Genomic DNA, 22,822 nt, shown 5'->3' with positions numbered 1-22,822 from the left:
GTTCTCAGAGCTCTCAGCTCATGGGGGCGACGGGTTCGGCGCCCCAGGTCCCGTCCAGGAACAGCCGCGTCCACAGACCCGTCGAGGCGGCCCCCTTGGCCATGCGCAGGATCTGCTCGGCGTAGGGCATGGGGGCGTTGAAGGCCTCGAAAGCCATGGGGTGGTGCAGCATGGTGCGCATGGAGACCGCTCGGGACAGCGCCGTGCGGGTGCCGGTGACGGTCAGCGCTGCCATGAGCGCTCGCCGCGGTCCAGCCGGGATCCGCGCGGCCGGCGCCTCGAAGAGCTGGGAGGCAGTGCCTGTCGCCTCGCCGTAGACCTCCGCCGTGAACTGCGCGTACCAGTCGCGAGTGGCGGTCAGCTCCTCCGATCCCTGCAGCCAGGCGTGCCACATCTCGGTGTCGAGCATCGGTAGCGCCCAGCCGTATCCGAAGGCCTCGTAGGCTTTGAAGGACCCGTTGATGTACTTGGCCTGACGTTCCTGGAGGTTGACCCACTCCAGGAGCTCCTGGATGCAGCGTCCGCCTCCGGGCAGGTCCTCGCCCGGGTTGGTCGGGAAGGAGACCTCCTGGGCTCCCTGCATCACTGCCCGGCGCAGCAGGGGCAGGTGGCGCCACGCATCTCGGTCCCCCTGAAGCAGCGAGTGGTGGTGGGCCACAGCGGTGAGTACCTCGCTGCGTGAGGGGCTGCCCTCGAGCAGGTGCTCGTCATGCATGTTGCCGACGATCGTGTGGCCGGGTAGGAACACCGCATCGGTGTCGATCAGGGCCTTGCGGCGCATCTGGAGCAGGGCGTACCAGTCCTGGACGTGTGGCAGGGAGGTCAGGCCCCAGGTACGCCTCTGGAAGTCGATGCCGTCGGGCCCGGCCCAGGTACGAGCCACTTCGGCGGGGTCCAGGTCGACCGTGAACCAGTCCAGCTCGAGCGCCTCGGCCACGCCTCGGGAGATGGCGACCTCGGAGCTGCCCGGCACCCCGTAGGTGAAGGTCACCACGTCGCGGGCCCCGTGACGCTTGAGCCAGACGGCCAGCAGGCGGGAGTCCAGCCCACCGGAGAGCGGAACGAGGATCTGGCGGCCGTCGATGTCCTGCAGGACGCGCTCGACCGCGATGTCGAGCGCGGTGCGGAAGACGCCCGCAAACTCCTCCGGGGAGGTGATCGGGTCGGCGGCGTACCGGTAGGTCTCCCACGAGCGGCTGCTCCAGGTGCCGTCGGGGCGCAGTTCCACCACCGAGCCGGCCGGGGTGGCGTAGACCTCGTGGGCCAGTGTCCGCGTCCCCGGTGTGAAGCCCGAGTGCAGGAAGACCTCGGCGGCCTCCTCGTCGCGCACCCAGGTCGGGGCGTGGCGGCGCAGCTCCTCGGGGTCGTCGCTGATGACCCAGGTGTCGCCTGCGCGGGTGAACAACAGGTGGTGGGAACGGGTGCGGTCCGTGGTCAGGCGCACGAGACCGTCATCGGCCTCGATGAGTGTCCAGGCCCCCGTGCGCCGCTCGGGCTGTTCGCGCCGCAGGGACTCCAGGTCACCGGACCCGGGCGGTAGCGGTCGCCACAGGTGGTACTGGGACGCTGTGGGCTCAGTGCCCGCTGGACCGTGTGTCCACGTCGGAGACGTCAGGTGAAGGCGGTATCCGGAAGGGGACGTGTCCGTGCAGTCCGTGTGGTCCAAGTCGTGCATGTGGACATGGTAAGCGCCGTATCATACGGAGGGCTGCTACCCGAGCCGCCATCTGAGCATCAACCTGAGCCTCAGTCTGATCCGTCGGAAGGACCAACCCGTATGCGCATCGCCGTCGTCGCCCTGGGCAAGATCGGACTGCCTCTGGCCGTCCAGTACGCAGACAAGGGCCACGAGGTCATCGGGGTCGACGTCAACCCCGCCGTCGTCGAGGCCGTCAACGCTGGAATCGAGCCCTTCCCCGGCGAGGCCCACCTGGCCGAAAAGCTCGCCGCCCTGAGCCCCGCCACCGGCAACGGCGCCCTGCGCGCCACCACCGACTACGCCGAGGCCATCCCCGAGGCCGACGCCATCGTCCTGGTCGTGCCGCTCTTCGTCAACGACGCCACCTGGGAGCCGGACTTCGCCTGGATGGACGACGCCACCCGCTCCCTGGCCGCCCACCTGACCCCCAACACCCTCATCTCCTATGAGACCACCCTGCCCGTGGGCACGCTGCGGGGCCGCTTCAAGCCCATGATCGAGGAGATCAGCGGCCTGAAGGAGGGGACCGACTTCCACCTCGTCTTCAGCCCCGAGCGGGTCCTCACCGGCCGCGTCTTCGCCGACCTGCGCCGCTACCCCAAGCTCGTGGGCGGTCTGGACGAGGCCGGTACCCAGGCCGGCATCGCCTTCTACGAGTCCGTCCTCGACTTCGACGAGCGCGACGACCTGCCCCGTCCCAACGGCGTGTGGGACATGGGCACCGCCGAGGCCGCCGAGATGGCCAAGCTCGCCGAGACCACCTACCGCGACGTCAACATCGGCCTGGCCAACCAGTTCGCCGTCTACGCCGACAAGGCCGGCTTCGACATCGAGCGCGTCATTGAGGCCTGCAACTCCCAGCCCTACTCCCACATCCACCGCCCCGGCATCGCGGTGGGCGGGCACTGCATCCCGGTCTACCCGCGCCTGTACCTGTCCACCGACCCCGACGCCTCCGTGGTGCGCACCGCCCGCACCTTCAACGCCACCATGCCCGCCTACGTGGTGGGTCGGGCCACCGAGGTGCTCGGCTCGCTCAAGGGCCTGCGCGTCGTCGTGCTGGGGGCCTCCTACCGCGGCAAGGTCAAGGAGACCGCCTTCTCCGGGGTCTTCCCCACCGTGGAGGCCCTGCGCGAGGCCGGCGCCGAGGTCCTCGTTCACGACCCCATGTACACCGACGAGGAGCTGGCCGGCTTCGGCTGGACCCCCTACCACCTGGGGGAGCAGGTCGACGTCGCCATCGTCCAGGCCGACCACCCCGAGTACGGCGAGCTCTCCGCCACCGACCTGCCCGGGCTGCGCCTCCTGCTGGACGGGCGCCGCGCCACCGACGCCACCAAGTGGACCGGTGTGCCGCGCCTGACCATCGGCGGAGGCGAGTGACCCCGGAGGCGCTCTGAGGTCGGCAGAAGGAATGACTGCGAGCGTGGCGGCGGGGCTGTCCGGAGACTCCGGCTGGATCCTGACGGCCGCCACGCTCGTCGTGGCCGGTCTGCTACTGGTGCCCGGCTGGATCGTGGGCCGCGCGGCGCACCTTGCCGCACTGCCGTCGCTGGCAGTGGCTCCCGCACTCGGCTCGGCGATCATCGCGGCGGCGGAAATCCTCGCCCACACCCTCGCGTTGTCCTGGCTCCCCTGGGGGTGGGCGGTGATCGCCAGTCTGACGGCGGTCTTGGCGTTGATGGCACGACTGATCGTCGGTGCCCCACCGGAGCATGCGCGACGAGCGGCGTCGCCGGGCCGGGCCGAGTGGGCGATCCTGGCTGCAGGCCTGAGCGTGGCCGTTGCCCTGCCGGCCGGGGTGATCCTGTCCGTCCTGCCGAGCCCCGGCTACCCGGCGCAGGCCTTCGACGCCACCTTCCACCTCAACGCGGTGGCGGCCATCCGCGAGGGCGGCAACGCCTCCATGCTGGGGGGCCTGTCCGCCCTGTACTCCGGCCGCGCCGTCTACTACCCCACGGTCTGGCACGGGGCGGTGGCGCTGGCACCGGGCGGTCCGGCCCCGGTCAGTACCGCGGGGGTGCTGGCCCTCACCGCGGTGGTCTGGCCGCTGAGCCTGCTGGGGCTGCTCGCCCGGGCCACCGGTCTCGACGCCACTCGGGCTTCGGAGACGGAGCGAGTCCACCGCAGGCAACGGACCTGCGCGGTCGCCGCTGTGCTGGCGTTCAGCGCCGCAGTGGTGGGCTTCCCACTGCTGCCCATGACGGCCTTGGCAGTGTGGCCCTACGCCCTGAGCGTTGCGGGGCTTCCCGGCGTCCTCGTGCTCTACGACCTGCTGCGTCAGGAAACCGCCTCGTGGCGCCTGCGTCTGACACTGGTGCTCCTCACCCTGGCCGCCGCCGGCGGCGTGGTGGCCGCGCACGGCACCGGCCTGTTCAACCTCGCCGTCCTGAGCCCACCCTTCTTGGTCAACCTCATTGTCTCCCGATGGCGTCGCTGCGCCGCCGGGCGGGGCGGCCGCGCCCTCCTGGTGGCCGGAGCGGTTGCGTCCGTGCTGGTCCTGGTCGTGGGGGCCTGGGTCATGCGCGCCTCCCTGGCCTCTGTCCTGGGCTATCAGCGCCCGGCCGGGGGAGTGGGCGGCATCGTGGCGACCCTGGGGCAGGCGCTCATCGACCTGCCGATGTATGGGGCAGTCCCGGGGGCCTCCGTGCCCGTCGGGATCGTGTTCGGCGGACTCACCCTGGGGGCGGCATGGTCGGCACGTGCACAGCGGGATCAGCGCCCCTGGCTCGTCATGTGGCTCCTGTCGCTGCTGCTTGTGGTCCTTGTGGGGGGACCCCAGTGGGCCGGCCGTCAGCTCGGAGCGCCCTGGTACCTCCAGAAGGCCCGGATCCTTCCGCTTGTCATCCTGCCGGCGCTCGTCCTCATGGCGCAGGCCGGGGCCGGGCGACCTGGACGACGACTGTGGGGGCTGCTGCGTCGACTGGCCTCACGGGTCGGCGGGGCCCGGCCGCAGCGTGCGGCGGTGGCCATGCTGGCGGCGCTTGTACTTCTGCCGGTGGCGGCACGGGTCCCCCTGGAGCGTAACCTCGTCGCCTCCGTCTACGACCCGCAGCGCATCAAGTACGGGACCTTGCTGACCGAGGACGCCCTGGCGCTCATTGCGCGCTCGAGGAGCGTCCTGCCTCAGGACGCGGTCGTCCTCGGAGCGCCATCGCGAGGGGCCGCCCACCTGTGGTCCGTGGGCGGGGTCCACGTCGTCTACCCGACCCGTGACCAGACAGCACCTGGAACCCCGGGTGCGACCCTGCCCTCTGCCTGGCCCACCCTGGGGCAGAAGGGCTCCCGGACCTGCGCGCTCCTCAACCAGCTGGGCGTGCACTACTTCTACAGCAGCTCGGACGCCACGGCCGCGGGCTCCGTGGCAGGCGCAGCCCCCCTGCGCTGGGACGCCCCGCTGACCCGGATCCCCAGCGAGGGGCTCGAGCTCATCGACTCCCAGGGCGGCACCTCACTGTGGCGCATCACCGCCTGCGACTGAGGGGGCTTGCTCCACGATCCTGAGTCAGGAGACTGAGGCCAACTTTCGCACGACGTACTGATTCAAGCTGGTGGACTGCTCTGCTGCTTCCATGGCCAGACGTCGGTGCAGGTCCTCGCCGAGGCGCAGCTGGAACTTACCCGAGTAGTGGCGGGTCGATAGAGGCTCCGGCACCGCTTCCCCTGACGCGTGGAGGTCGGCGACCACCTCGCTGACAAGGTTGCGTAAACCAGACAATGCCAGCTCAGGGGTTCCGTCGAGCCAGGAGAGTGAAGGAAACTCAACGCAGGTGGCAACGAACTCGTCATCCTCCGCCGACCACGTCACGCGGAAGCTGTACCTCGCAGTGTCGATGGCTGTACTCATGTCTCCGTCTCTCCCTCTTCTCTATGGCGGCGAGAACGTGTCGCACGTGCATTCGCGCCTCCCGGCTGGCGGGTGGCAGGCAGTCGGCGTCGTGGGTCAGGGTATAACCGGCCATCTGCACTGGGATGACCTCGGCCTCCTCGGCGTGCTGTGAGCGGGCCGAGGCGGCCGGATCGGGAGGCGGGACACAGGGGCGGAGACGCGTGTGGGGCCCCGCAGGGACCCCACACGTCACGACTCATTGATGGCGGCTCGATGGTGGCGTCGCCCGGTCACTGCCCCTGAGCGGCGTACTTGGCCTCGACCTCAGCCTTGAGCGGGCGCCACCAGGCCTCGTTGTCCCGGTACCAGTCGATGGTGGCCTGCAGACCGGAGCGGAAGTCGGTGAACCTCGGCACCCAGCCGAGCTCCTGGACCAGCTTGGAGTTGTCGATGGCGTAGCGCATGTCGTGACCGGGGCGGTCGGCGACGTGCTCGTAGTCGTCGGGAGCGTGGCCCATGAGCTCCAGGATCAGCTCGACGACCTCCTTGTTGTTCTTCTCGCCGTCGGCGCCGATGAGGTAGGTCTCGCCGATGCGGCCCTTCTCGATGATGTCCCACACGGCGTCGTTGTGGTCCAGGACGTGGATCCAGTCGCGCACGTTCTCGCCGGCGCCGTAGAGCTTGGGGCGCACGCCGTCGATGAGGTTGGTGATCTGACGCGGGATGAACTTCTCGATGTGCTGGTAGGGCCCGTAGTTGTTCGAGCAGTTGGAGATCGTGGCCTCCACGCCGAAGGAGCGCACCCAGGCGCGCACGAGCAGGTCGCTTCCGGCCTTGGACGAGGAGTAGGGGGAGGAGGGGTTGTAGGGCGTCGTCGGCTCGAACTTAGCCGGGTCGTCCAGCTCCAGGTCCCCGTAGACCTCATCGGTGGAGATGTGGTGGAAGCGCACCTTGTGGCGGCGCACAGCCTCCAGCAGGGTGAAGGTGCCCACGAGGTTGGTCTGGATGAAGGGGGAGGGGTCGCGCAGCGAGTTGTCGTTGTGGGACTCGGCTGCGAAGTGGACGACGACGTCGGCCTGGGTGACGAGCGGGTCGACGACATCGGCGTCGGCGATGTCCCCGACGACGAGCGTGACGCGGTCACCCAGGTCCGCCAGCGAGCCCTTGTTCCCCGCGTAGGTGAGCTTGTCCAGGACGGTGACGGTGGCATCGGGGTGGCGTACCAGGGTCTGGTGGACGAAGTTGGCGCCGATGAAGCCGGCGCCTCCGGTGATGAGGACGTGCATAGAACTCGCTCCGATACGTGGGAACTGCGGGCGCTGAGCGCCCATCATGGCCGACGCCATCATGCCACAGGAGTGCGCTCGAGCCCACGGGCGGTTGTAGGGCGAGGTCGTCGGGACGGCGTGGCCTGACCGAGGGCCTCCGGGGTGGTGAGATCGGATTGCAATAGACGCGTCGTGAACCGGTAAAACCGCGGAGCCTCAAGAAAAAGTGCGGGGTGAGCTGGCGGTCTCCGGGATTCTGAGTGCCGATGCAGTCGTCGCCGTCAAGGACCCTCCGTGACATTCAGTAAACTATCAGCAATCTCTTGGAAATTGCTCAGAAATTTGATTTCGTGCCTCTCGAGGGAGCGCGTCGTCGGTTCTGATGGTGAGGCCTGATGGACGCCCGTCGGTATCACCTCAAAGGAACCCCATGAACGTCCCTCGCGCTCTTGGCCGCATCGCTCCACGCGGCGGCCATCGCTTCAGTGGCCATGCCGGTGGTCTCAGCGCCCGCGCACACGCGTGCCGCTCCGCCGGGCTCATCGCCCTGACCTCGCTGCTCCTGTCAAGCCTGGTCCCCGCGGCCGGTGCCGCTCCGGGCGCCGGCGACGCAGGTGGTCAGGGCGAGGCCCCCGCCCCGGTGCAGATCCTCGATCTGACCACCGCTAGCGGGCAGGCCACCGAGGTTGCGCAGTCGGGGCTCGACGACGCTCGAGCCTCGACGGGGCAGGGCTCCGGCTCGGCCGATGCCACCTCGGCGAGTGCGGCGGCGGTGCTCGGCGCAACCGCCACCGTGCCCGCCCTCGCTCAAACAACGGGGGCAGCCGGCGCGCCGGTCCCGTCGATCCTGCCGGCGGCCACGGACCCGCAGGCGGACGCCGCCTTGCTCACCGACCCCCTCGAGGTCGACCGCTTCTTCGTCGCCGGCTTCACCTGGACCGGCGGCGCCGACCTGCCCGACGGCGTACGCATCTACCTGCGCGTGCGGGAGAACGGGAGCTGGTCGCCCTGGTACCTGAGTGAGGCGGCCGACTCCGGCCGCGACGACCGCGCCACCCCCGGCACGGGGGAGTTCGTCACCGGCGGGGCCGACGCGATCCAGGCCTCCGTCGTGGGCAGCTCGCTTCCCGCCGGGCTCAAGCTGGCCCTGGTCCCCTCCCGCCCGCAGGGCGAGGAGGTCCTCGGTGCAGACGACCTCACGACCACCCAGGCCGCACCGACCCCCGTCATCGAGGATGCCTCCGCCACTGAGAACCAGGGCACTCAGGTGGATCCGGTCGCCATGACGCTGCCCGCGAGCCCCGCATCGGTCACCCGGCCGGCCGCAGCATCGTTTGCTGCACCAGCCGCTGCGCCAGCCGCTGTGCCTGTCGTCGCACCGGCTGCGACGACCGCCAATGGCTTGCCGGTCGCGGTGACCACCCGGGCCGAGTGGGGGGCCAATGCCTCCTACATGAGCTGGGATCCCGAGTACGCGAGAGCCGGCCACGTCGTCGTCCACCACACCGCAGGCACCAACAGCTACTCAGCAGGCCAGTCCGCCTCCATCGTGCGGGGCATCTACTACTACCACGCGGTCGTCCTGGACTGGGGCGACATCGGCTACAACTTCCTCGTCGACAAGTTCGGCACCGTCTTCGAGGGGCGCTCCGGCTCCGTGGCGGCGCCGGCCGGCAGGATGAGCATCGGGGCGCACGCCCGCGGCGTCAACACCGGCACCATGGGCATCTCCATGATGGGGGACTACAGCACGGTGTCCCCCTCGGACGCCCAGCTGAGCTCCGTGGGCAAGATGGCCGGATGGTTCCTCAAACGAGCCGGCATCTCCGATGTCACCGGCTGGGCGGGCCTGCACGTGTGGACCACCGAGCGCTACCAGGCCGGCTCCACTATCTCCATGCCCCGCATCCTCGGGCACCGCGACGTCGGCTACACCACCTGCCCCGGCAACGTCGGCTACTCCAAGCTCGGTGCCATCCGCGCCATCGCCAAGGCGCAGGGCTCCTCCCCGCAGGGAGGAAGCAGTAGTGCGTCGTCGACCGTGCCCCAGGACCATCCGGGAGCCGTCGCTCTGCGCGGTGCGCTGGGCGCCAACGGCTGGATCGGAGCGGCCACCTCCGGTGTCCAGGCCTCTGCCAAGGGTGGGGTGTTCCAGCGCTTCGAGCATGGGGTGGGCTACTGGAGCCCGGCGACCGGTGCGCAGTTCGTGGGTGAGCCGGTGCTCAGTGCCTGGGGTGCCTACGGCTATCAGACCGGGTCCATGGGCTACCCGCGCAGCGGTGGCGTGGCGGGAGTCGGTGGCAGTCGTCACCAGATCTTCGAAGGCGGCATCGCCTACTGGCGCCCCGGGGGCCGGGTCAGCTTCATCCGTGGTCCGATCCTGACGGGCTGGGGTGCTGCCGGCTGGGAACGCTCCTGGTTGGGGCTTCCCACCTCCAACGAGACCGCCTCCACCAAGGGTGGGGTGTTCCAGCGCTTCGAGCATGGGGTGGGCTACTGGAGCCCGGCGACCGGTGCGCAGTTCGTGGGTGAGCCGGTGCTCAGTGCCTGGGGTGCCTACGGCTATCAGACCGGGTCCATGGGCTACCCGCGCAGCGGTGGCGTGGCGGGAGTCGGTGGCAGTCGTCACCAGATCTTCGAAGGCGGCATCGCCTACTGGCGCCCCGGGGGCCGGGTCAGCTTCATCCACGGCTCGATCCTCAACGCCTGGGCGGCCTCCGGCTGGGAGCACTCCAAGGTGGGGCTGCCCACCGGACGCGCAGTGCGCCAGGCCGACGGCACCATGACCCAGACCTTTGAGAAGGGCAGCATCTCCGCGGCGCCCAACGGGAAGGTGACCATCCGCTGACATTCCGCACCGGGGGAGCGGCGAGGTGGCCAGAAGTGCATGAGACAGCTCATGAGACACTGGCCGCCTCGCCGCTTCCTTACCAGCCGCCTTCATCGACCACCTGCCGGGAAGGACCTCCACATGAACCGAGGACTCGTCTACTTCCACTTCGATCCTCATCATCAGGTCCGCGACTACGTCGTCGCCGCACTCAGCTCCCTGCGGCCCCACGCCGACCACATCCTGCTGGTCTCCAACTCACCCATCAGCGAGGCAGACCGCGCCCGCTTGGCGGCCTGCTGCGATGAGATCCTTCAGCGCCCCAATGAGGGACTCGACGCCGGCGCCTACCGAGCAGGCCTGGAGCACCTGGGCTGGGAGCAGCTCGCCGACTTCGACGAGCTCATCCTGACCAACCACACCTACTACGCGCCGCTGCGGCCCTGGGAGGAGGTCCTTGCCCGCGCCGCGAACTGGGGCGATATCTCCTTCTGGGGTATGACCGAGCACGCCGCCATGCGCCCCCACCCCTTCCTCGCCCAGCGCGAGCTGCCCCGCCACCTCCAGTCCCACTGGATCGCGGTGCGCCGCAGGCTCCTGACGGACCCGGCCTTCCGTGAGTACTGGGAGCAGATGCCACCGGTCACCTCCTACCGCGACTCCATCCAGTGGCATGAGTCGCGCTTCACCGGCCACTTCGCCGAGCTCGGCCACGCCTGGGAGGTCGCCTTCCCCGTGGACCGTTACCGCTCGGAGAACCCGGCCATCGAGGAGGCCCCGGCGCTGCTGGCCGACGGCTGCCCCCTGCTCAAGCGCCGCGCCCTCTTCCATGACCCGCTCCACCAGGACCGCCAGGCCGTCGTCGGCGGGGAGCTGCTGGAAGCCGCCGTCGCGGCGGGCTACAGCGAGGACCTCATCCTGTCCGATGTCGTCCACACTGCGGCCGCCCGCGACCTCATCGTCAACGCAGGCCTCACCGAGGTCGTGACCGGGTGCATCCCCGGGGTCGCGGGGACTGGCGTCGAGGCGAACTCGCTTGCGCAGCGGCCCGCGGGCTGCGTCGTCGTCCACGTCCCGGCCGGGAGGGAGGCGGTGCAGCGCGCCGAGGCCGATGGCCTGGCCCAGCGCCTGGCGAGCCTGCCGGTGCACTGGCGAGTCGTAGTCACCTCGCCCACGCACCTGGATGCCACCGACCTGGAGCGGGTCACCGGCCGCCGTCCTACCCAGGAGGACACGCAGGAGGACTCAGCGCACGGGGAAGGGGATGTGTCCTTCCGCCTGGTGCGCGATCTCGACCCGCGGGGCACGATCGCCTTCCTCACCCAGTGCGACGACCTCTGGGATCCCGGGCGCGCCGCCGGCGGCGGCGACGGTGACGAGAGCGACGAAGGTGACGCCCTGGTCCTGCGGATCACCGTGGAGCCCCCGCCCGGCCCCGGTACGCGGGCCGACGACGTCGCTCACCGGCAGGCGCTCGACTGCCTGCTGGACTCGCCGGGGTACACGGCCGGCCTCATCGACCTCTTCGCGCGTCACCCCGGCCTCGGCGTGGCCATGCCCGCTGCCGGCCACATCGGACGGGCCCACGCAGGACCCACATGGGACGGGCTGGCCGGCGCCGCCAAGGCCCTGTCTCGGCGGCTCGGCCTGAGCGTCGAGCTGGATCCGTTCGCCCCTGTGGTTCCTCCCGGCGCGATGTTCATGGCCCGCCCCGAAGCGCTGCGCACCCTGAGTGAGGGGGCCAAGGAGCTCGTGCGGCTGACCGATCAGGCCGCCGGCGGAGCCGAGCAGTCTGCCGAGCGCCTCAGGCGCGCCCGCGCCGCCGAGGTGTTCGAGCTGCTGACCGTCTATGCGGCCATGTCCAGCGGCTTCCACCCCCGCGAGGTGCTCACCCCGGCCTGGGCCGGGCGGCTCTACGGGGCTCTGGCCTACAAGCATCGAGTCGTCACCGCGGACCTGCCGGCCCACACTGATGAGCAGGTCAGATTCCTTCAGGCCCGGTTCGGACCGCTGGCCGGAGTCGGCGCCCGGGTGCGCACCTACGTCGACGTCAACCACCCCGCTATGGGCAGTGCTCTCAAGCCCGCCTACCGCTACCTGACCGGCGGGGCCTCAGGCCTGGCGCGCGCCGCGACGAGTGCCGGCAGACGTTTGCGCGGTGTCGGCCGCCATCGGGAGGGAGACAAAGGGGAATGAGCGAGGTGTTAGCATACCGTGAGGTGCTCCCCGCACCTCCTGCCGGCATGGTCGGGTATGCCCCTGTTGGAGCCCCTGTTGGAGCCCCTGCCTCGATCAATGAGTCATGTGAGGACCTTTGACCTGTCCATGAAGAAGATTAGCGTCGTCATCCCCAGTTACAATGAGGAAAAAAGCGTCAGGTTGATGTATGACCGACTGAACTCGGTATTTCATACGCATCTTCCCCAGTACGACTACGAGATCATCTTCGTCGATGACTACTCGACGGACGGCACCCGCGACGCGATCCGCGCTCTGGCGGGCGAGGACAAGCGGGTGAAGGCCGTCTTCAACGCCCGTAACTTCGGTTTTCACCGAAATGTCTTCTCGGCGCTCACCTACGGCTCGGGGGACGCCACCTTCATGCTCTTCGGCGACCTCCAGGATCCTCCGGAGAATCTCCCGGAGTTCGTGGCCCGCTGGGAGTCCGGGGCCAAGGTCGTCATCGGGCAGAGGAGATCCTCTGATGAGGGCTTCGTCATGACGGGGTGCCGTCACCTCTACTACAAGCTCATTGACTGGTTCGCCGACACCCCTCAGATCGCGCGCTTCACCGGATACGGACTCTACGACGTCGAGTTCATCGATGTTCTGCGCCAGATCGGCGATATTCAGCCCTACTTCAAGACGGTGGTCGCCGAGTACGGGATCGGACTCGAGATCGTCCAGTACGATCAGGCCCAGTCCTCCCGAGGAAAGTCGAACTTCAACTTCCTGCGCAACTACGACTTCGCCATGCAGGGCATCACCAGCTCCACCAAGCTGCTGATGCGCATGGCCACCTTCGTGGCCACTTTCGTCGGCATCATCTGCCTGGGCCTGGCCACCTTCGTCCTGGTCAAGAAGCTCATCGACTGGAACGCCTATCCAGTGGGAGAGGCCTCGCGCACCGTGGGCCTGTTCTTCCTGGGGTCCATTCAGCTGTTCTTCATCGGAATCCTGGGTGAGTACATTCTCAGCATCAACGGGCGCGTCGTCAGCAAGCCTCGCGTGGTCATCGGTGAGCGCCTCAACTTCGGACCCTCCGAGGGGCCGTCGAGCTTCGGGGGCGGCCCGACGTCGGAGCAGACGGGTCCCTCCGCGCAGGAACGCCCCGGCGGGAACGCCTCTTGAGCGCCCTCCAGGAGAAACTGCGTCCCCTCCTTGCGCAGTTCGGGCGCTTCCTCGTCGTCGGCGGCATCTCCTTCAGCGTTGACTTCGGCCTCTTCACCATGCTGTACGGGCTGGGCGTGCCCCACCTCATCGCCAGTGCGACATCCTTCTCCACCTCGGTGGTGCTCAACTACATCCTCTCCAGGCGCTACGTCTTCGAAGCGCAGGAGAATGTCAGTGTCCTCAAGGAATTCACGCTGTATGTTCTGCTCAACGTCGTCGCACTGGGCTTGAACACACTCATCCTCTACGTCTGCGCCGACCTCGCAGGCATGAGCCCCTTCCTGGGGAAGATCCTCGCTACGGCGATCGTGCTCATCTACAACTTCGTCTCCCGAAAAGCCCTCCTGGAGCGTCTCGGCGCCTCCGGCGGGGCGACCACTGTCCACCACCCCGATGAACAGGCAGGCTCTCGTGTCCGGTAAGTCCGCGAAGAACAGTACGAGTCAGGTCAAGAACAACGACGCCGAGGCCGTCGATCACGACTCCACGCCGCAGCCCCTCTCCGCCGCCGGCCTCACCGCACGGATGCGCGCGCTCACTGAGGCGATGAGCGATCAGGGACGCCGGGTGGTCGAGCGCGTGGTGGACAGCCGCCTGGGCTCCTGGTGGAGCAGTACCGAGCGTCCCGGCCTCGTGGACTGGGCGCTGCTGGGCATCATCCTGCTCGGCGCCTACGCCTTCTTCCTCTACGGGGACGTGCGAGCCACCTTCGAGCACTCCTTCAACTTCCTGGACTCGGTGCGCCAGGGGCGGGTGGGAGACTTCTACCAGATCGCGATCGAGCACACCTCGACCGGTCACCCCGCAGTTTACGACATTCCGCTCTACCTGCTCTTCGGGCTGTGGAACCTGCCGACGTACATCATCTACCGGATCACCGGCTTCCAGTACCTGCTGTCGACGCCGGCACAGTTGTGGCTCAAGACCATGATGGTGCTGGCCGCGATTCTCGCCGCCAAGGTGCTGGTGGATATCGCTCGTGACCTCGGAGTCAGCCGGCAGCGCAGTAAGTGGGTCGCCTTCTACTTCCTGTCCTCGATGACGCTGTTCGTCCCGGTCTTCGTCATCGTCCAGTACGACATCATCATGATCGTCTTCATCCTGCTGGGGCTGCGCGCCTACCTGCGCGGCAGGCTGAGCAGGTTCCTGCTGTGGTTCGCGATCGCCAATACCTTCAAGCTCTTCGCCATCTTCATCTTCGTACCGCTCCTGCTGCTGCGGGAGAAGCGACTGCGCGTGGTGGCGCTTCAGTTCGGCGTCGGGCTCATCGGCCTGGTGGCGTGCCGGGCCATCTACCACGGCAACGTGGCCTACAAGGCGTCCACCGGTGGATTCATGAGCAGCATGCTTCAGAGGCTCACCGCTGTCGGGATACCGTGGATGGGCAGCACGATCCCGATCTTCGTCGTGTTCATGGTCGGGATCGTCATTTTCGCCTATCTGCGCCGCCCTCAGGGGACGAAGGCCTTGGCCGCCGACGCGGTCTACATCTGCATGGGCATTTACCTCGTCTTCGCCACGGTCGTCCCGCTCAACCCCTACTGGGCCGTCATGGTCTCGCCCTTCGCGGTGCTCATCATCTTCCTCAACCCGCGTCACGTGCTGCTCAACACCCTCCTCGAGACGGGCGTGGGAACCGCCTTGTTCCTGCTGTACACCTTCACCGGCTACTCGATGTACGACCGGAACATTCTCACTCAGCTGCTGCTGCCGCACCTGGTCGCCCCCGCGGAGCAGTCCAAGTACGAGACCCCCGCGCAGTTCCTCGAGGCCGTGGGAATCAGCCGGCAGGGGTCCTTCATCGTCGGCTTCATGATCGCCTGCGCCCTGGCGATCCTCATCATCAACTTCCCCCGTCGCACAATGGTGGAGGACCTGGGCCAGGGGGAGCGCATCCCACGCTCGGTCGCCTGGGTGCGTCTTCTCATGCCGGCGGGCTTCAGCGCGCTCGTCATGATTCCCTACTTCGTGCCCGCCATTCCGGTGGTCTACTCAGCGGCCACTGACGCCCCGCAGTCGGGAAGTGTCAACATTCTCGAGGACGGGGCCAGCGTCGCCGAGACGATCACCCTGCCGTCCACCGTGGAGGTCAGCTCCCTCAACATCGCCTTCCTGGCTGAAGATGTGCAGTGGATCGACTCCTCGGTGGTCAACGTCGAGGTCACAGACTCCTCCGGCAAGCAGGTCTTCAGGACCGAGGCCCCGGCGAACTCCCTTCACGCTGGTCTGCACAGCTTTCCCGCCGACGGGCTCGTCCTGCGCGGTGGTGAGAAGTACACCGTGACGATCACCAGCAAGATGACCGAGGGCGGCAGCGCCCGCGTCATGATGAACACCGCGGTGGACCAGTTCCCGACCACGGAGAACGGAACGACCGTCAACGGTGATCTCCTCATGACCATCGCCGGCAGAACCAAGTGATTGCTCCGCAACCGCACCTGTTAGGATGCAGAACCATGGCAAAGACAGTTCTCGTCACTGGAGCCGGCGGCTACATCGGTCGCCACGTCGTCACCGCGCTTCTGGAGCGTGGCCTGGATGTCAAGGCCCTCGACCTGCGACTCGACGGCGTCGACGAGCGGGCGGAGAGGCTCTCCCTGGACCTCTTCTCCGGGGACGCTGACATCTACGATCAGATGGGGCGCCCCGACGTCGTCCTGCACATGGCATGGCGCGACGGCTTCAAGCACGCCTCGTCCGCCCACATGGACGATCTGGCCAAGCACGTCAACCTCATTGAGAACCTCTACGCGGGCGGTCTCAAGCAGCTCGCCGTCATGGGCACCATGCATGAGGTCGGCTACTGGGAGGGCGCCATCGACGAGAGCTCCCCGTGCAACCCTGCCTCGCTGTACGGCATCGCCAAGAACGCACTGCGGGAGACCACCTTCCTGTCGGCCAAGACGCACGACGCCGTCGCCCAGTGGATCCGCGCCTACTACATCGTGGGGGACGACAAGTTCGGCAACTCGATCTTCTCCAAGCTCCTGGCCGCCGCTGAGGAGGGGCGCACCACCTTCCCCTTCACCACGGGCAAGAACCGCTACGACTTCATCTCCGTGGACGAGCTGGCCAGGCAGATCGCGGCGATCGTGGACCAGGCCGAGGTCGACGGCATCATCAACGCCTGCACCGGTGAGCCCATGAGCCTGGCCGAGCGCGTCGAGGCCTACATCCGTGACAACAACCTGGACATCACCCTGGAGTACGGGGCCTTCCCGGACCGACCCTACGACTCGCCGGGCGTGTGGGGCGATCCGACCAAGATCCGCCGTATCCTCGCTTCAAGCGCGAGCTGACACACTCCAAGAAGCCGCATCCCCTTTTCTCCTGCCGCGGCAAGCGGCCCGATCCACTGCCCAGAAGGGACATCATGGCAACGCTTGGTGAGGACCCGAAGCGACTCGGCATCTTCTTCTTCTTCGACGCTCAAGGTGTCGTGGACTCCTACGTCGAGGCCCTCCTCGCCGGCATGGTCAAGAACCTCTCCGAGCTGGTCATCGTCGTCAACGGCGAACTGACCGCCCCGAGCTACGCCAAGCTGAGGGTCTTCACGGACAACATCATCCTGCGGGAGAACAAGGGGCTGGACGCCTGGGCCTACAAGACGGCCCTGGAGAGCTACGGCTGGGACCGGCTCGTCGAGTTCGACGAGGTCGTCCTGTTCAACGCCACCATCATGGGACCGGTGTACCCCTTCGAGGAGATGTTCACCGAGATGGCCGGCCGGGACATCGACTTCTGGGGCATCACCTGGTTCCACAAGGTCCCCTATGACCCCTTCGGGCATGCCGCCGAAGGGTATCTCCCGCGTCACCTCCAGTCCCACTTCCACGCCTACCGGCGTTCCCTGGTCTCCTCCAAGGCCTTCCAGGACTACTGGGACAACCTTCCTCAGATGAGCTCCTACGAGGACTCGGTGGGACTTCACGAGGCTCCTTTCACCCAGCGCTTCGAGCGGCTGGGCTTCACCTCCGACGTCTACGTCAACACCGAGGACCTGGAGGGCTACACCTTCTCCCCGGTGCTCTTCGCCCCCAAGCGACTCATTGAGGAGAAGCGCTGCCCGATCTTCAAGCGCAGGTCCTTCTTCCACGACTACCAGGACCTGGTTCGCCAGTCCGTCGGCAACACCTCCCTCGACCTCTACGAGTACCTGCGCGACCACACTGACTTCGACACGAACCTCATCTGGGACAACGTCCTGCGCTCGATGAACATGGAGGACGTGGTCAAGAACCTCCACCTCACATACGTCCTGCCCACGAAGGCGGTGATCCGCGAGCCCAAGCCGCAGAAGGTCGCCCTCATCGCGCACCTGTACTACATGGACCTCCTGGAGCCCACGCTGGCCTACGTCAAGTCCATGCCGGAGGGGACGGACCTCATCCTCACCGTCGGATCCCAGGAGAAGGCAGAGCTGGTGGAGGAGGCCTGCAAGGATCTGCCATACAACGTGACCGTGCGCCTCATTGAGAACCGGGGGCGTGACGTCAGTGCGCTCCTGGTGGGCTGCAAGGACATCATTAACGACTACGACCTGGTCTGCTTCACCCACGACAAGAAGGTCACCCAGGTCAGGCCCTACTCCGTTGGTGACGGGTTCGCGATCAAGTGCTTCGAGAACCTGCTGGCCACACGCGACTTCGTCAAGAACGTCATCGCCACCTTCGACGCCGAGCCGCGTCTGGGGCTTCTCGCGCCCACTCCTCCCAACCACGGTGACTACTTCCCCGTCTTCACCATGGGGTGGGGACCGAACTTCGAGCGCACCAAGACTCTCGTGAAGGACGAGCTGAACCTGAACGTCCCGATGGACGAGAGCAAATTGCCCATCGCCCCGTTGGGCACCATGTTCTGGTTCCGTCCGGCCGCTCTCAAACCGCTCTTCGACCACGACTGGCAGTGGGAGGACTTCCCGCCTGAGCCGAACAATATTGACGGAACCATCCTCCACGCCATCGAGCGCGCCTATGGCTACGTCGCTCAGGCCTCCGGCTACTTCTGTGGCTGGCTCTTCTCGGACTCCTTCGCCCGCATTGAGATCACCAGCCTGTCGCACTACGTTCAGGACTTCACTTACGCAGTGGCCGAGAACGGCATTCTCGGCTACGAGGATGACATGGTGAGCAACCTCTTCCGCCGGGGTGTCGAGCTGAGGCGACTTAAGAAAAAGGCCGAGCGCTGGATTCCACGTCCTCTGCACAAGCCGCTTCTGAAGGCCTTCCAGCGGGCCCGGGGAATCGGGAGGTGACAGTGGCGGATACGGCGATAACGAGCCGGCGGACGACCGGGAAACCCAGGATTTTCTACCTCGACCTCATCCGGGCCCTGGCCGCGCTGCTCATCGTCCTGGCCCACTTCAACGTTCATCTCGACGAACACGGTGGGGGATATGTCCTGACCCGCCAGCCCTTCGGCATCTCTGTGGGCGCGCTGGGTGTCTCCCTGTTCCTCATCATCTCCGGGGCGGCCCTGACACTCACCTACCGGCGGCCGATCAACTTCAAACGCTTCTACTGGAAGCGCTTCCTCAACATCTACCCGATGTTCTGGATCGCCTGGTTGCTGGCAACGTTCTACTTCGCTCTCATCTCCAACGGGCGGCCACCGCATGTCGGTCCGGCCCGGACCTTCATCTTCACGCTACTGGGAGTCGACGGGCTCGCCCTGAACTTCCACTTCCGCACGATGTACCTGCTGGGCGAGTGGTTCATCGGATTCATCATCTTGTACTACGTGGTCTTTCCGCTGCTGCTGTGGGCCATTGACCGCTTCCCGGTCGTCACCGGCCTCGTGCTGCTGGCGGCCTATGCCGCCACCGTGGTCATCATGCCTCGCTATTTCCCGGGCTACCCCTCCTCCATGGTTCTCACCACCCGGCTTCCCGAGCTGGCCTTCGGCAGCTACTTCGTCCTCTACGTCCGTCGGGTCCATGGGGCCACAATCATTCCGGCAGCCGTGGTCTTGGCTGTCTCGGCCATGCTCCCCGACGAGATCCCCGAGGATGTGGCCACCACACTCGTCGGCATCTCGGCCTTCCTCATCCTCGTGGTCGTCGGTCGCTATGTGGCGATCCAGCCGGTTCGCGCCCTCGTCAGCCTGATCGCCAGGTACTCCTACCCAATCTTCCTCGTCCACCACGTGGTGATCTGGTACCTGAGTCAACGAATCGACGTCTACGGGCTCTTCCCCCTTCAGCGCTACATACTCCTGGCGGCCGAGTTCGTCCTCATCTTCGCCCTGTCGGTGGCGCTGGAGAAGGTCACCGGTATCGTCGTCGACTTCTTCACCAAGGCGTTCAAGGGCATGAGCTGGCGCCCCGAGGTGTCTGAGGCCGAGTGCTGAGAGCCGCCGGCGGCTGCCGAGAGTGGCGTGGAACCAGTCGGCGTGTCGAAGGCAACGGCATCTGCCGGCACGATCAGCTCTGCCAGCGCCGAGAATAGTGATGTGGTCGAGGAACGCCCTGCGCGTGCTCTGTCGGCCCGAATTGACTACCCAAGGGAGACCCTCGTGACCCGTACCTGCCTTGTCACAGGTGGTGCCGGATTCATCGGCTGCGCGATCTCGCGTGACCTGGCCGACGCCTTCGACCGCGTCGTGGCCCTGGACAACATGCACCCGCAGATCCACCCCTCCCAGGCTCGCCCTGCCGAGCTTGATGAGCGTGTGGAGCTGTGCCGGCTGGACGTGTCGCTTGCCGAGGACTGGGACGCGTTCCTGTCTGAGGTCGCGCCGGATGCCATCGTCCACCTGGCGGCGGAGACCGGGACCGGGCAGTCGCTCACCGAGGCCTCCCGGCACGCCAACGTCAACGTCGTCGGCACCACCCAGATGCTCGACGCCCTCGTGCGCCACGAGATCCGTCCCGACAAGATTGTCCTGGCCTCCTCCCGGGCCGTCTACGGCGAAGGGAAGTGGATCGATGCTGCGGGCCGCCCCTCCTACCCCGGGCAGCGCACTCACGCGATGCTCGAGGCCGGTCAGTGGGACTTCACCGGACTGACCCCCTCGGTCCAGTCCTCGACCGAGGTCAAAGCCTCTCCGGCCAATGTCTACGCCGCCACCAAGTACTGCCAGGAGAACCTCGTGACCTCCTGGTGCGGATCCTTCGACGTCACCCCGGTGCTCTACCGGCTTCAGAACGTCTACGGCCCCGGACAGTCCCTCATCAACCCCTACACCGGCATCGTCTCCCTCTTCGCCCGTCTGGCCAAGCAGGGACAGTCCATCCCGGTCTACGAGGATGGCCAGATCGTGCGGGACTTCGTCTTCATCGACGACGTCGCCTCCGCCATCGTGGCCGGAGTCCTTCACTCGCCGGCCGCCGCCCTGCCCTACGACATCGGCCTGGGGGAGCGGACCACCATCATGCAGGTCGCTCAGGCCATCGCCGAGCACTACGGCGCGCCCGCCCCGCACGTCACCGGCCAGTTCCGCGACGGCGATGTGCGCGCTGCCTGGGCGGACACAGCGCGTGCCCGCCAGGCGCTGAACTGGGAGCCGAGGATCGGCGTCACCGAGGGCATCAACCGGTTGTGCGACTGGATCGATGCCCAGCAGGAGGCGGTTCCATCAGCGCTTACCGGCATCACGACGGAGGTGTGAGCCTATGCAGCTGTCTCGACTGCTCCGCTCAGAGGACTCCCGCCAGACGCTGGACCTCACCCTGCGGCTGACTCAACGCTCGGTCTCCTCGGAGTTCAAGGGAACCACCCTGGGACGCCTGTGGTCCTTCATCAACCCTCTGGCCACTATCGCCATCTTCGCCCTCATCTTCGGCATCGTATTTCGTAACGAGGTGCCGCCGGGCCGCAACTCCGGGATCGACTCCTTCGCGCTGTGGATCGGCATCGGGGTGCTCAGCTGGACCTTCTTCTCCAGCGGCATCATGGCCTCCATGAACGCCCTCGTGAACAACTCGGGGCTCCTCACCAAGGTCTACTTTCCCCGCCAGGTCCTCATCTACTCCGCGGTCCTGTCGCTGGCCGTGGACTTCGCCTTCGAGCTGCTCGTGCTGATCATCATCGCCATGCTGATGGGCGGTCCCGGGGTCCTGCTCATGATCCCGGCGCTGCTCGTCGTCACCCTGTTGGCGGGCATGTTCGCCGTCGGACTGGGCCTCATCCTGTCCATCGCCACTGTCTACTTTCGGGACCTGGGCCACCTGTGGCAGATCTTCAACCAGATCTGGATGTACGCCTCCGGTGTCGTCTTCTCGCTGAACATGCTCGACAGCGTCCAGAATCGCCTGTTCGACGCCGGATGGCAGATCAACGGCGCACCGATCCCCATCACGACGATTGCTCGGCTTAACCCGGCCGAGACCTACCTCGAAGCCTTCCGATCCTGCCTGTACGACTTCGCCCTGCCATCGCTACCGGTCTTCCTGGCCTGCCTGGGCTGGGCAGTCGTCATGCTCTCGCTGGGCCTGGTCTTCTTCCGCCGGCACTCGGCGAGTATCGTTGAGGAGCTCTGATACGTCAGATGACTGCAACCACCGGATCGTCCGCATCATCAACGTCGTCGGCGCAGGGCTCCTCGGTAGCATCCTCGGCGGTGCCGGCCGTGCGCATTGAGGACGTCTCCAAGCGCTTCAGGATCTACCACCACCGCAACCAGTCCCTCAAGGGAGCCATTCTGCAGCGCAGTCGTGGCGTCTACGAGGACTTCTGGGCGCTCAAGGACATCACCTTCGATATCCCCGAGGGCAAGACCTTCGGGCTCATGGGGCACAACGGATCGGGCAAGTCCACGCTGCTCAAGTGCATCGCCAAGATCCTGGCTCCCGACTCGGGCTCCATCACCGCCCGGGGGCGTATGGCCGCCATGCTGGAGGTCGGCTCGGGCTTCCACCCCGAGCTCTCCGGGCGGGAGAACATCTTCCTCAACGGCGCCATCCTGGGGATGAGCCGTAGGGAGATCGAGGCCAAGTTCGATGACATCGTCGACTTCTCCGGGGTGGGCGAGTTCATCGACCAGCCGGTGAAGAACTACTCCTCGGGCATGTATGTGCGCCTGGGCTTCTCGGTGTCCATTCACGTCGAGCCGGAGATCCTCCTGGTCGACGAGGTTCTGGCCGTCGGCGACATGGAGTTCCAGGAACGGTGCATGGACAAGTTCGCCGAGTTCCGCGAGGACGGCCGCACCGTCGTCGTCGTCTCCCACGGCCTTGCCCAGATGCGCACTTTCTGTGACGAGGTCGCCTGGCTCGACCACGGCCGGCTCAAGGAGGTCGGTCCGGCCCCCAAGATCATCGACAAGTACTCCGATATCACCCACGGCGCCAAGAAAGTCAAGGACGGACAAGGTACCCGCTTCGGCAGCGGGGAGGCCCAGATCCGCCGCATCGAGCTGTTGGACCGTACGGGCCGGCCGGTGACTTCCATGCGCACCGGGGATGAGGCCACCATTCGCCTGCACTACCGCTGCGACGAGACGATTGAGAAGCCCGTCTTCGGCTGCTCCATCGACACCCGTGAGGGCATCTTCGCCTGGGGGCTGCACGGTCTTGACGACGGCTTCCAGCCCGAGAGGATCGAGCCGGGCGAGGGGACTGTGGACGTCTCCATCCCCGCGATGATGCTACGGCCGGGCGCCTACCTCATCTCCGGCTCCATCCAGCCCTGGCAGCTCTCCAGCGTCATCGACGCCTACCAGAAGGCCACCTCCTTCGACATCGTCCCGGGGCCGCGCATGGAGTCCGGGGGCCTGGTGGCCCTGGGGGCACACTTCGAGCAAATCACCCCGCCGCGCCCCATGGTCAAGGTCGCCAAGAACAGCTGAGGCTCGGCGGGGCGGGT

16 protein-coding genes are annotated in these 22,822 nt (G+C 66.9%); 13 read left to right on the top strand and 3 right to left on the bottom strand.

All coding sequences use genetic code 11. The features are described 5' to 3' along the window. Positions 1–13: 13 nt before the first annotated feature. Complete coding sequence (locus HW274_RS09925; protein ID WP_256692518.1) at positions 14–1,675, bottom strand: asparagine synthase-related protein; 1,662 nt, start codon at positions 1,673–1,675, stop codon at positions 14–16. 102 nt (positions 1,676–1,777) lie between these two features. On the opposite strand from HW274_RS09925, the gene HW274_RS09920 reads away from it, so the two are divergent. Together HW274_RS09920 and HW274_RS09915 are read left to right on the top strand one after the other, a co-directional pair. Then, positions 1,778–3,082, top strand: coding sequence for a nucleotide sugar dehydrogenase (locus tag HW274_RS09920; protein WP_075254731.1), 1,305 nt, complete (start codon positions 1,778–1,780; stop codon positions 3,080–3,082). A gap of 31 nt (positions 3,083–3,113) precedes the next feature. Continuing rightward, positions 3,114–5,180, top strand: a complete 2,067-nt coding sequence (locus HW274_RS09915) for a DUF6541 family protein (protein ID WP_075254730.1) — start codon at positions 3,114–3,116, stop codon at positions 5,178–5,180. A 24-nt stretch (positions 5,181–5,204) separates the two neighbouring features. Here HW274_RS09915 and HW274_RS09910 read toward each other — a convergent pair whose 3' ends face one another. Both HW274_RS09910 and rfbB read right to left on the bottom strand, forming a co-directional pair. Then, positions 5,205–5,546 carry a type II toxin-antitoxin system HicB family antitoxin gene (locus HW274_RS09910; RefSeq protein WP_075254729.1) on the bottom strand — a complete coding sequence of 114 codons (342 nt, stop codon included), beginning with the start codon at positions 5,544–5,546 and terminating at the stop codon, positions 5,205–5,207. Between the two features lie 272 nt (positions 5,547–5,818). Continuing rightward, positions 5,819–6,814: a dTDP-glucose 4,6-dehydratase gene (gene rfbB / locus HW274_RS09905; protein WP_075254727.1), complete on the bottom strand. Its 996-nt coding sequence runs from the start codon at positions 6,812–6,814 to the stop codon at positions 5,819–5,821. A gap of 412 nt (positions 6,815–7,226) precedes the next feature. Between rfbB and HW274_RS09900 the strand changes: the two genes are divergently transcribed. From HW274_RS09900 to HW274_RS09850, 11 genes are all read left to right on the top strand, one after another. Next, positions 7,227–9,644, top strand: a complete 2,418-nt coding sequence (locus HW274_RS09900) for an N-acetylmuramoyl-L-alanine amidase (RefSeq protein WP_185988728.1) — start codon at positions 7,227–7,229, stop codon at positions 9,642–9,644. Positions 9,645–9,767: 123 nt separating this feature from the next. Further along, complete coding sequence (locus HW274_RS09895; protein WP_185988727.1) at positions 9,768–11,822, top strand: rhamnan synthesis F family protein; 2,055 nt, start codon at positions 9,768–9,770, stop codon at positions 11,820–11,822. A gap of 57 nt (positions 11,823–11,879) precedes the next feature. Further along, positions 11,880–12,977 carry a glycosyltransferase family 2 protein gene (locus HW274_RS09890; protein ID WP_396027375.1) on the top strand — a complete coding sequence of 366 codons (1,098 nt, stop codon included), beginning with the start codon at positions 11,880–11,882 and terminating at the stop codon, positions 12,975–12,977. Continuing rightward, positions 12,974–13,441 (top strand): GtrA family protein, encoded by a 468-nt coding sequence (locus HW274_RS09885; protein ID WP_075255334.1) that lies wholly within the window; start codon positions 12,974–12,976, stop codon positions 13,439–13,441. Before HW274_RS09890 ends, HW274_RS09885 begins: the two co-directional genes overlap by 4 nt. After that, positions 13,431–15,440, top strand: a complete 2,010-nt coding sequence (locus tag HW274_RS09880) for a hypothetical protein (protein ID WP_185988726.1) — start codon at positions 13,431–13,433, stop codon at positions 15,438–15,440. Before HW274_RS09885 ends, HW274_RS09880 begins: the two co-directional genes overlap by 11 nt. A gap of 35 nt (positions 15,441–15,475) precedes the next feature. Continuing rightward, the gene (locus HW274_RS09875) at positions 15,476–16,318 is read left to right on the top strand and encodes an NAD(P)-dependent oxidoreductase (protein WP_075255336.1); all 843 of its coding nucleotides are present in this window, start codon (positions 15,476–15,478) and stop codon (positions 16,316–16,318) included. A 74-nt stretch (positions 16,319–16,392) separates the two neighbouring features. Further along, on the top strand, positions 16,393–18,273 hold the full coding sequence (locus HW274_RS09870; RefSeq protein ID WP_075255337.1) for a rhamnan synthesis F family protein: 1,881 nt from the start codon (positions 16,393–16,395) through the stop codon (positions 18,271–18,273). Then, positions 18,270–19,367, top strand: coding sequence for an acyltransferase (locus HW274_RS09865; protein ID WP_075255338.1), 1,098 nt, complete (start codon positions 18,270–18,272; stop codon positions 19,365–19,367). The genes HW274_RS09870 and HW274_RS09865 overlap by 4 nt, the downstream gene beginning before the upstream one ends. A 165-nt stretch (positions 19,368–19,532) precedes the next feature. Continuing rightward, on the top strand, positions 19,533–20,627 hold the full coding sequence (locus HW274_RS09860) for an NAD(P)-dependent oxidoreductase (RefSeq protein WP_075255339.1): 1,095 nt from the start codon (positions 19,533–19,535) through the stop codon (positions 20,625–20,627). A 4-nt stretch (positions 20,628–20,631) separates the two neighbouring features. After that, positions 20,632–21,498, top strand: a complete 867-nt coding sequence (locus tag HW274_RS09855; RefSeq protein WP_075255340.1) for an ABC transporter permease — start codon at positions 20,632–20,634, stop codon at positions 21,496–21,498. An 8-nt stretch (positions 21,499–21,506) separates the two neighbouring features. Further along, entirely contained in the window at positions 21,507–22,805 is a 1,299-nt protein-coding gene (locus HW274_RS09850) for an ABC transporter ATP-binding protein (RefSeq protein WP_075255341.1), read from the top strand. The last annotated feature ends 17 nt before the right edge of the window (positions 22,806–22,822 follow it).

Source organism: Actinomyces sp. oral taxon 169, from assembly GCF_013394715.1.
GTDB lineage: Bacteria > Actinomycetota > Actinomycetes > Actinomycetales > Actinomycetaceae > Actinomyces.
Note: the sequence above shows the minus strand (reverse complement) of the source record. Positions and strands in the feature narration are given on the sequence as shown.

Coding starts and splice junctions, on each gene's coding strand:
- HW274_RS09915 (WP_075254730.1), top strand. CDS start 3,114: ATGACTGCGAGCGTGGCGGCGGGGCTGTCCGGAGACTCCGGCTGGATC.
- HW274_RS09855 (WP_075255340.1), top strand. CDS start 20,632: ATGCAGCTGTCTCGACTGCTCCGCTCAGAGGACTCCCGCCAGACGCTG.
- HW274_RS09870 (WP_075255337.1), top strand. CDS start 16,393: ATGGCAACGCTTGGTGAGGACCCGAAGCGACTCGGCATCTTCTTCTTC.
- HW274_RS09925 (WP_256692518.1), bottom strand. CDS start 1,675: ATGCACGACTTGGACCACACGGACTGCACGGACACGTCCCCTTCCGGA.
- HW274_RS09890 (WP_396027375.1), top strand. CDS start 11,880: ATGCCCCTGTTGGAGCCCCTGTTGGAGCCCCTGCCTCGATCAATGAGT.
- rfbB (WP_075254727.1), bottom strand. CDS start 6,814: ATGCACGTCCTCATCACCGGAGGCGCCGGCTTCATCGGCGCCAACTTC.
- HW274_RS09895 (WP_185988727.1), top strand. CDS start 9,768: ATGAACCGAGGACTCGTCTACTTCCACTTCGATCCTCATCATCAGGTC.
- HW274_RS09910 (WP_075254729.1), bottom strand. CDS start 5,546: ATGAGTACAGCCATCGACACTGCGAGGTACAGCTTCCGCGTGACGTGG.
- HW274_RS09850 (WP_075255341.1), top strand. CDS start 21,507: ATGACTGCAACCACCGGATCGTCCGCATCATCAACGTCGTCGGCGCAG.
- HW274_RS09900 (WP_185988728.1), top strand. CDS start 7,227: ATGAACGTCCCTCGCGCTCTTGGCCGCATCGCTCCACGCGGCGGCCAT.
- HW274_RS09875 (WP_075255336.1), top strand. CDS start 15,476: ATGGCAAAGACAGTTCTCGTCACTGGAGCCGGCGGCTACATCGGTCGC.
- HW274_RS09920 (WP_075254731.1), top strand. CDS start 1,778: ATGCGCATCGCCGTCGTCGCCCTGGGCAAGATCGGACTGCCTCTGGCC.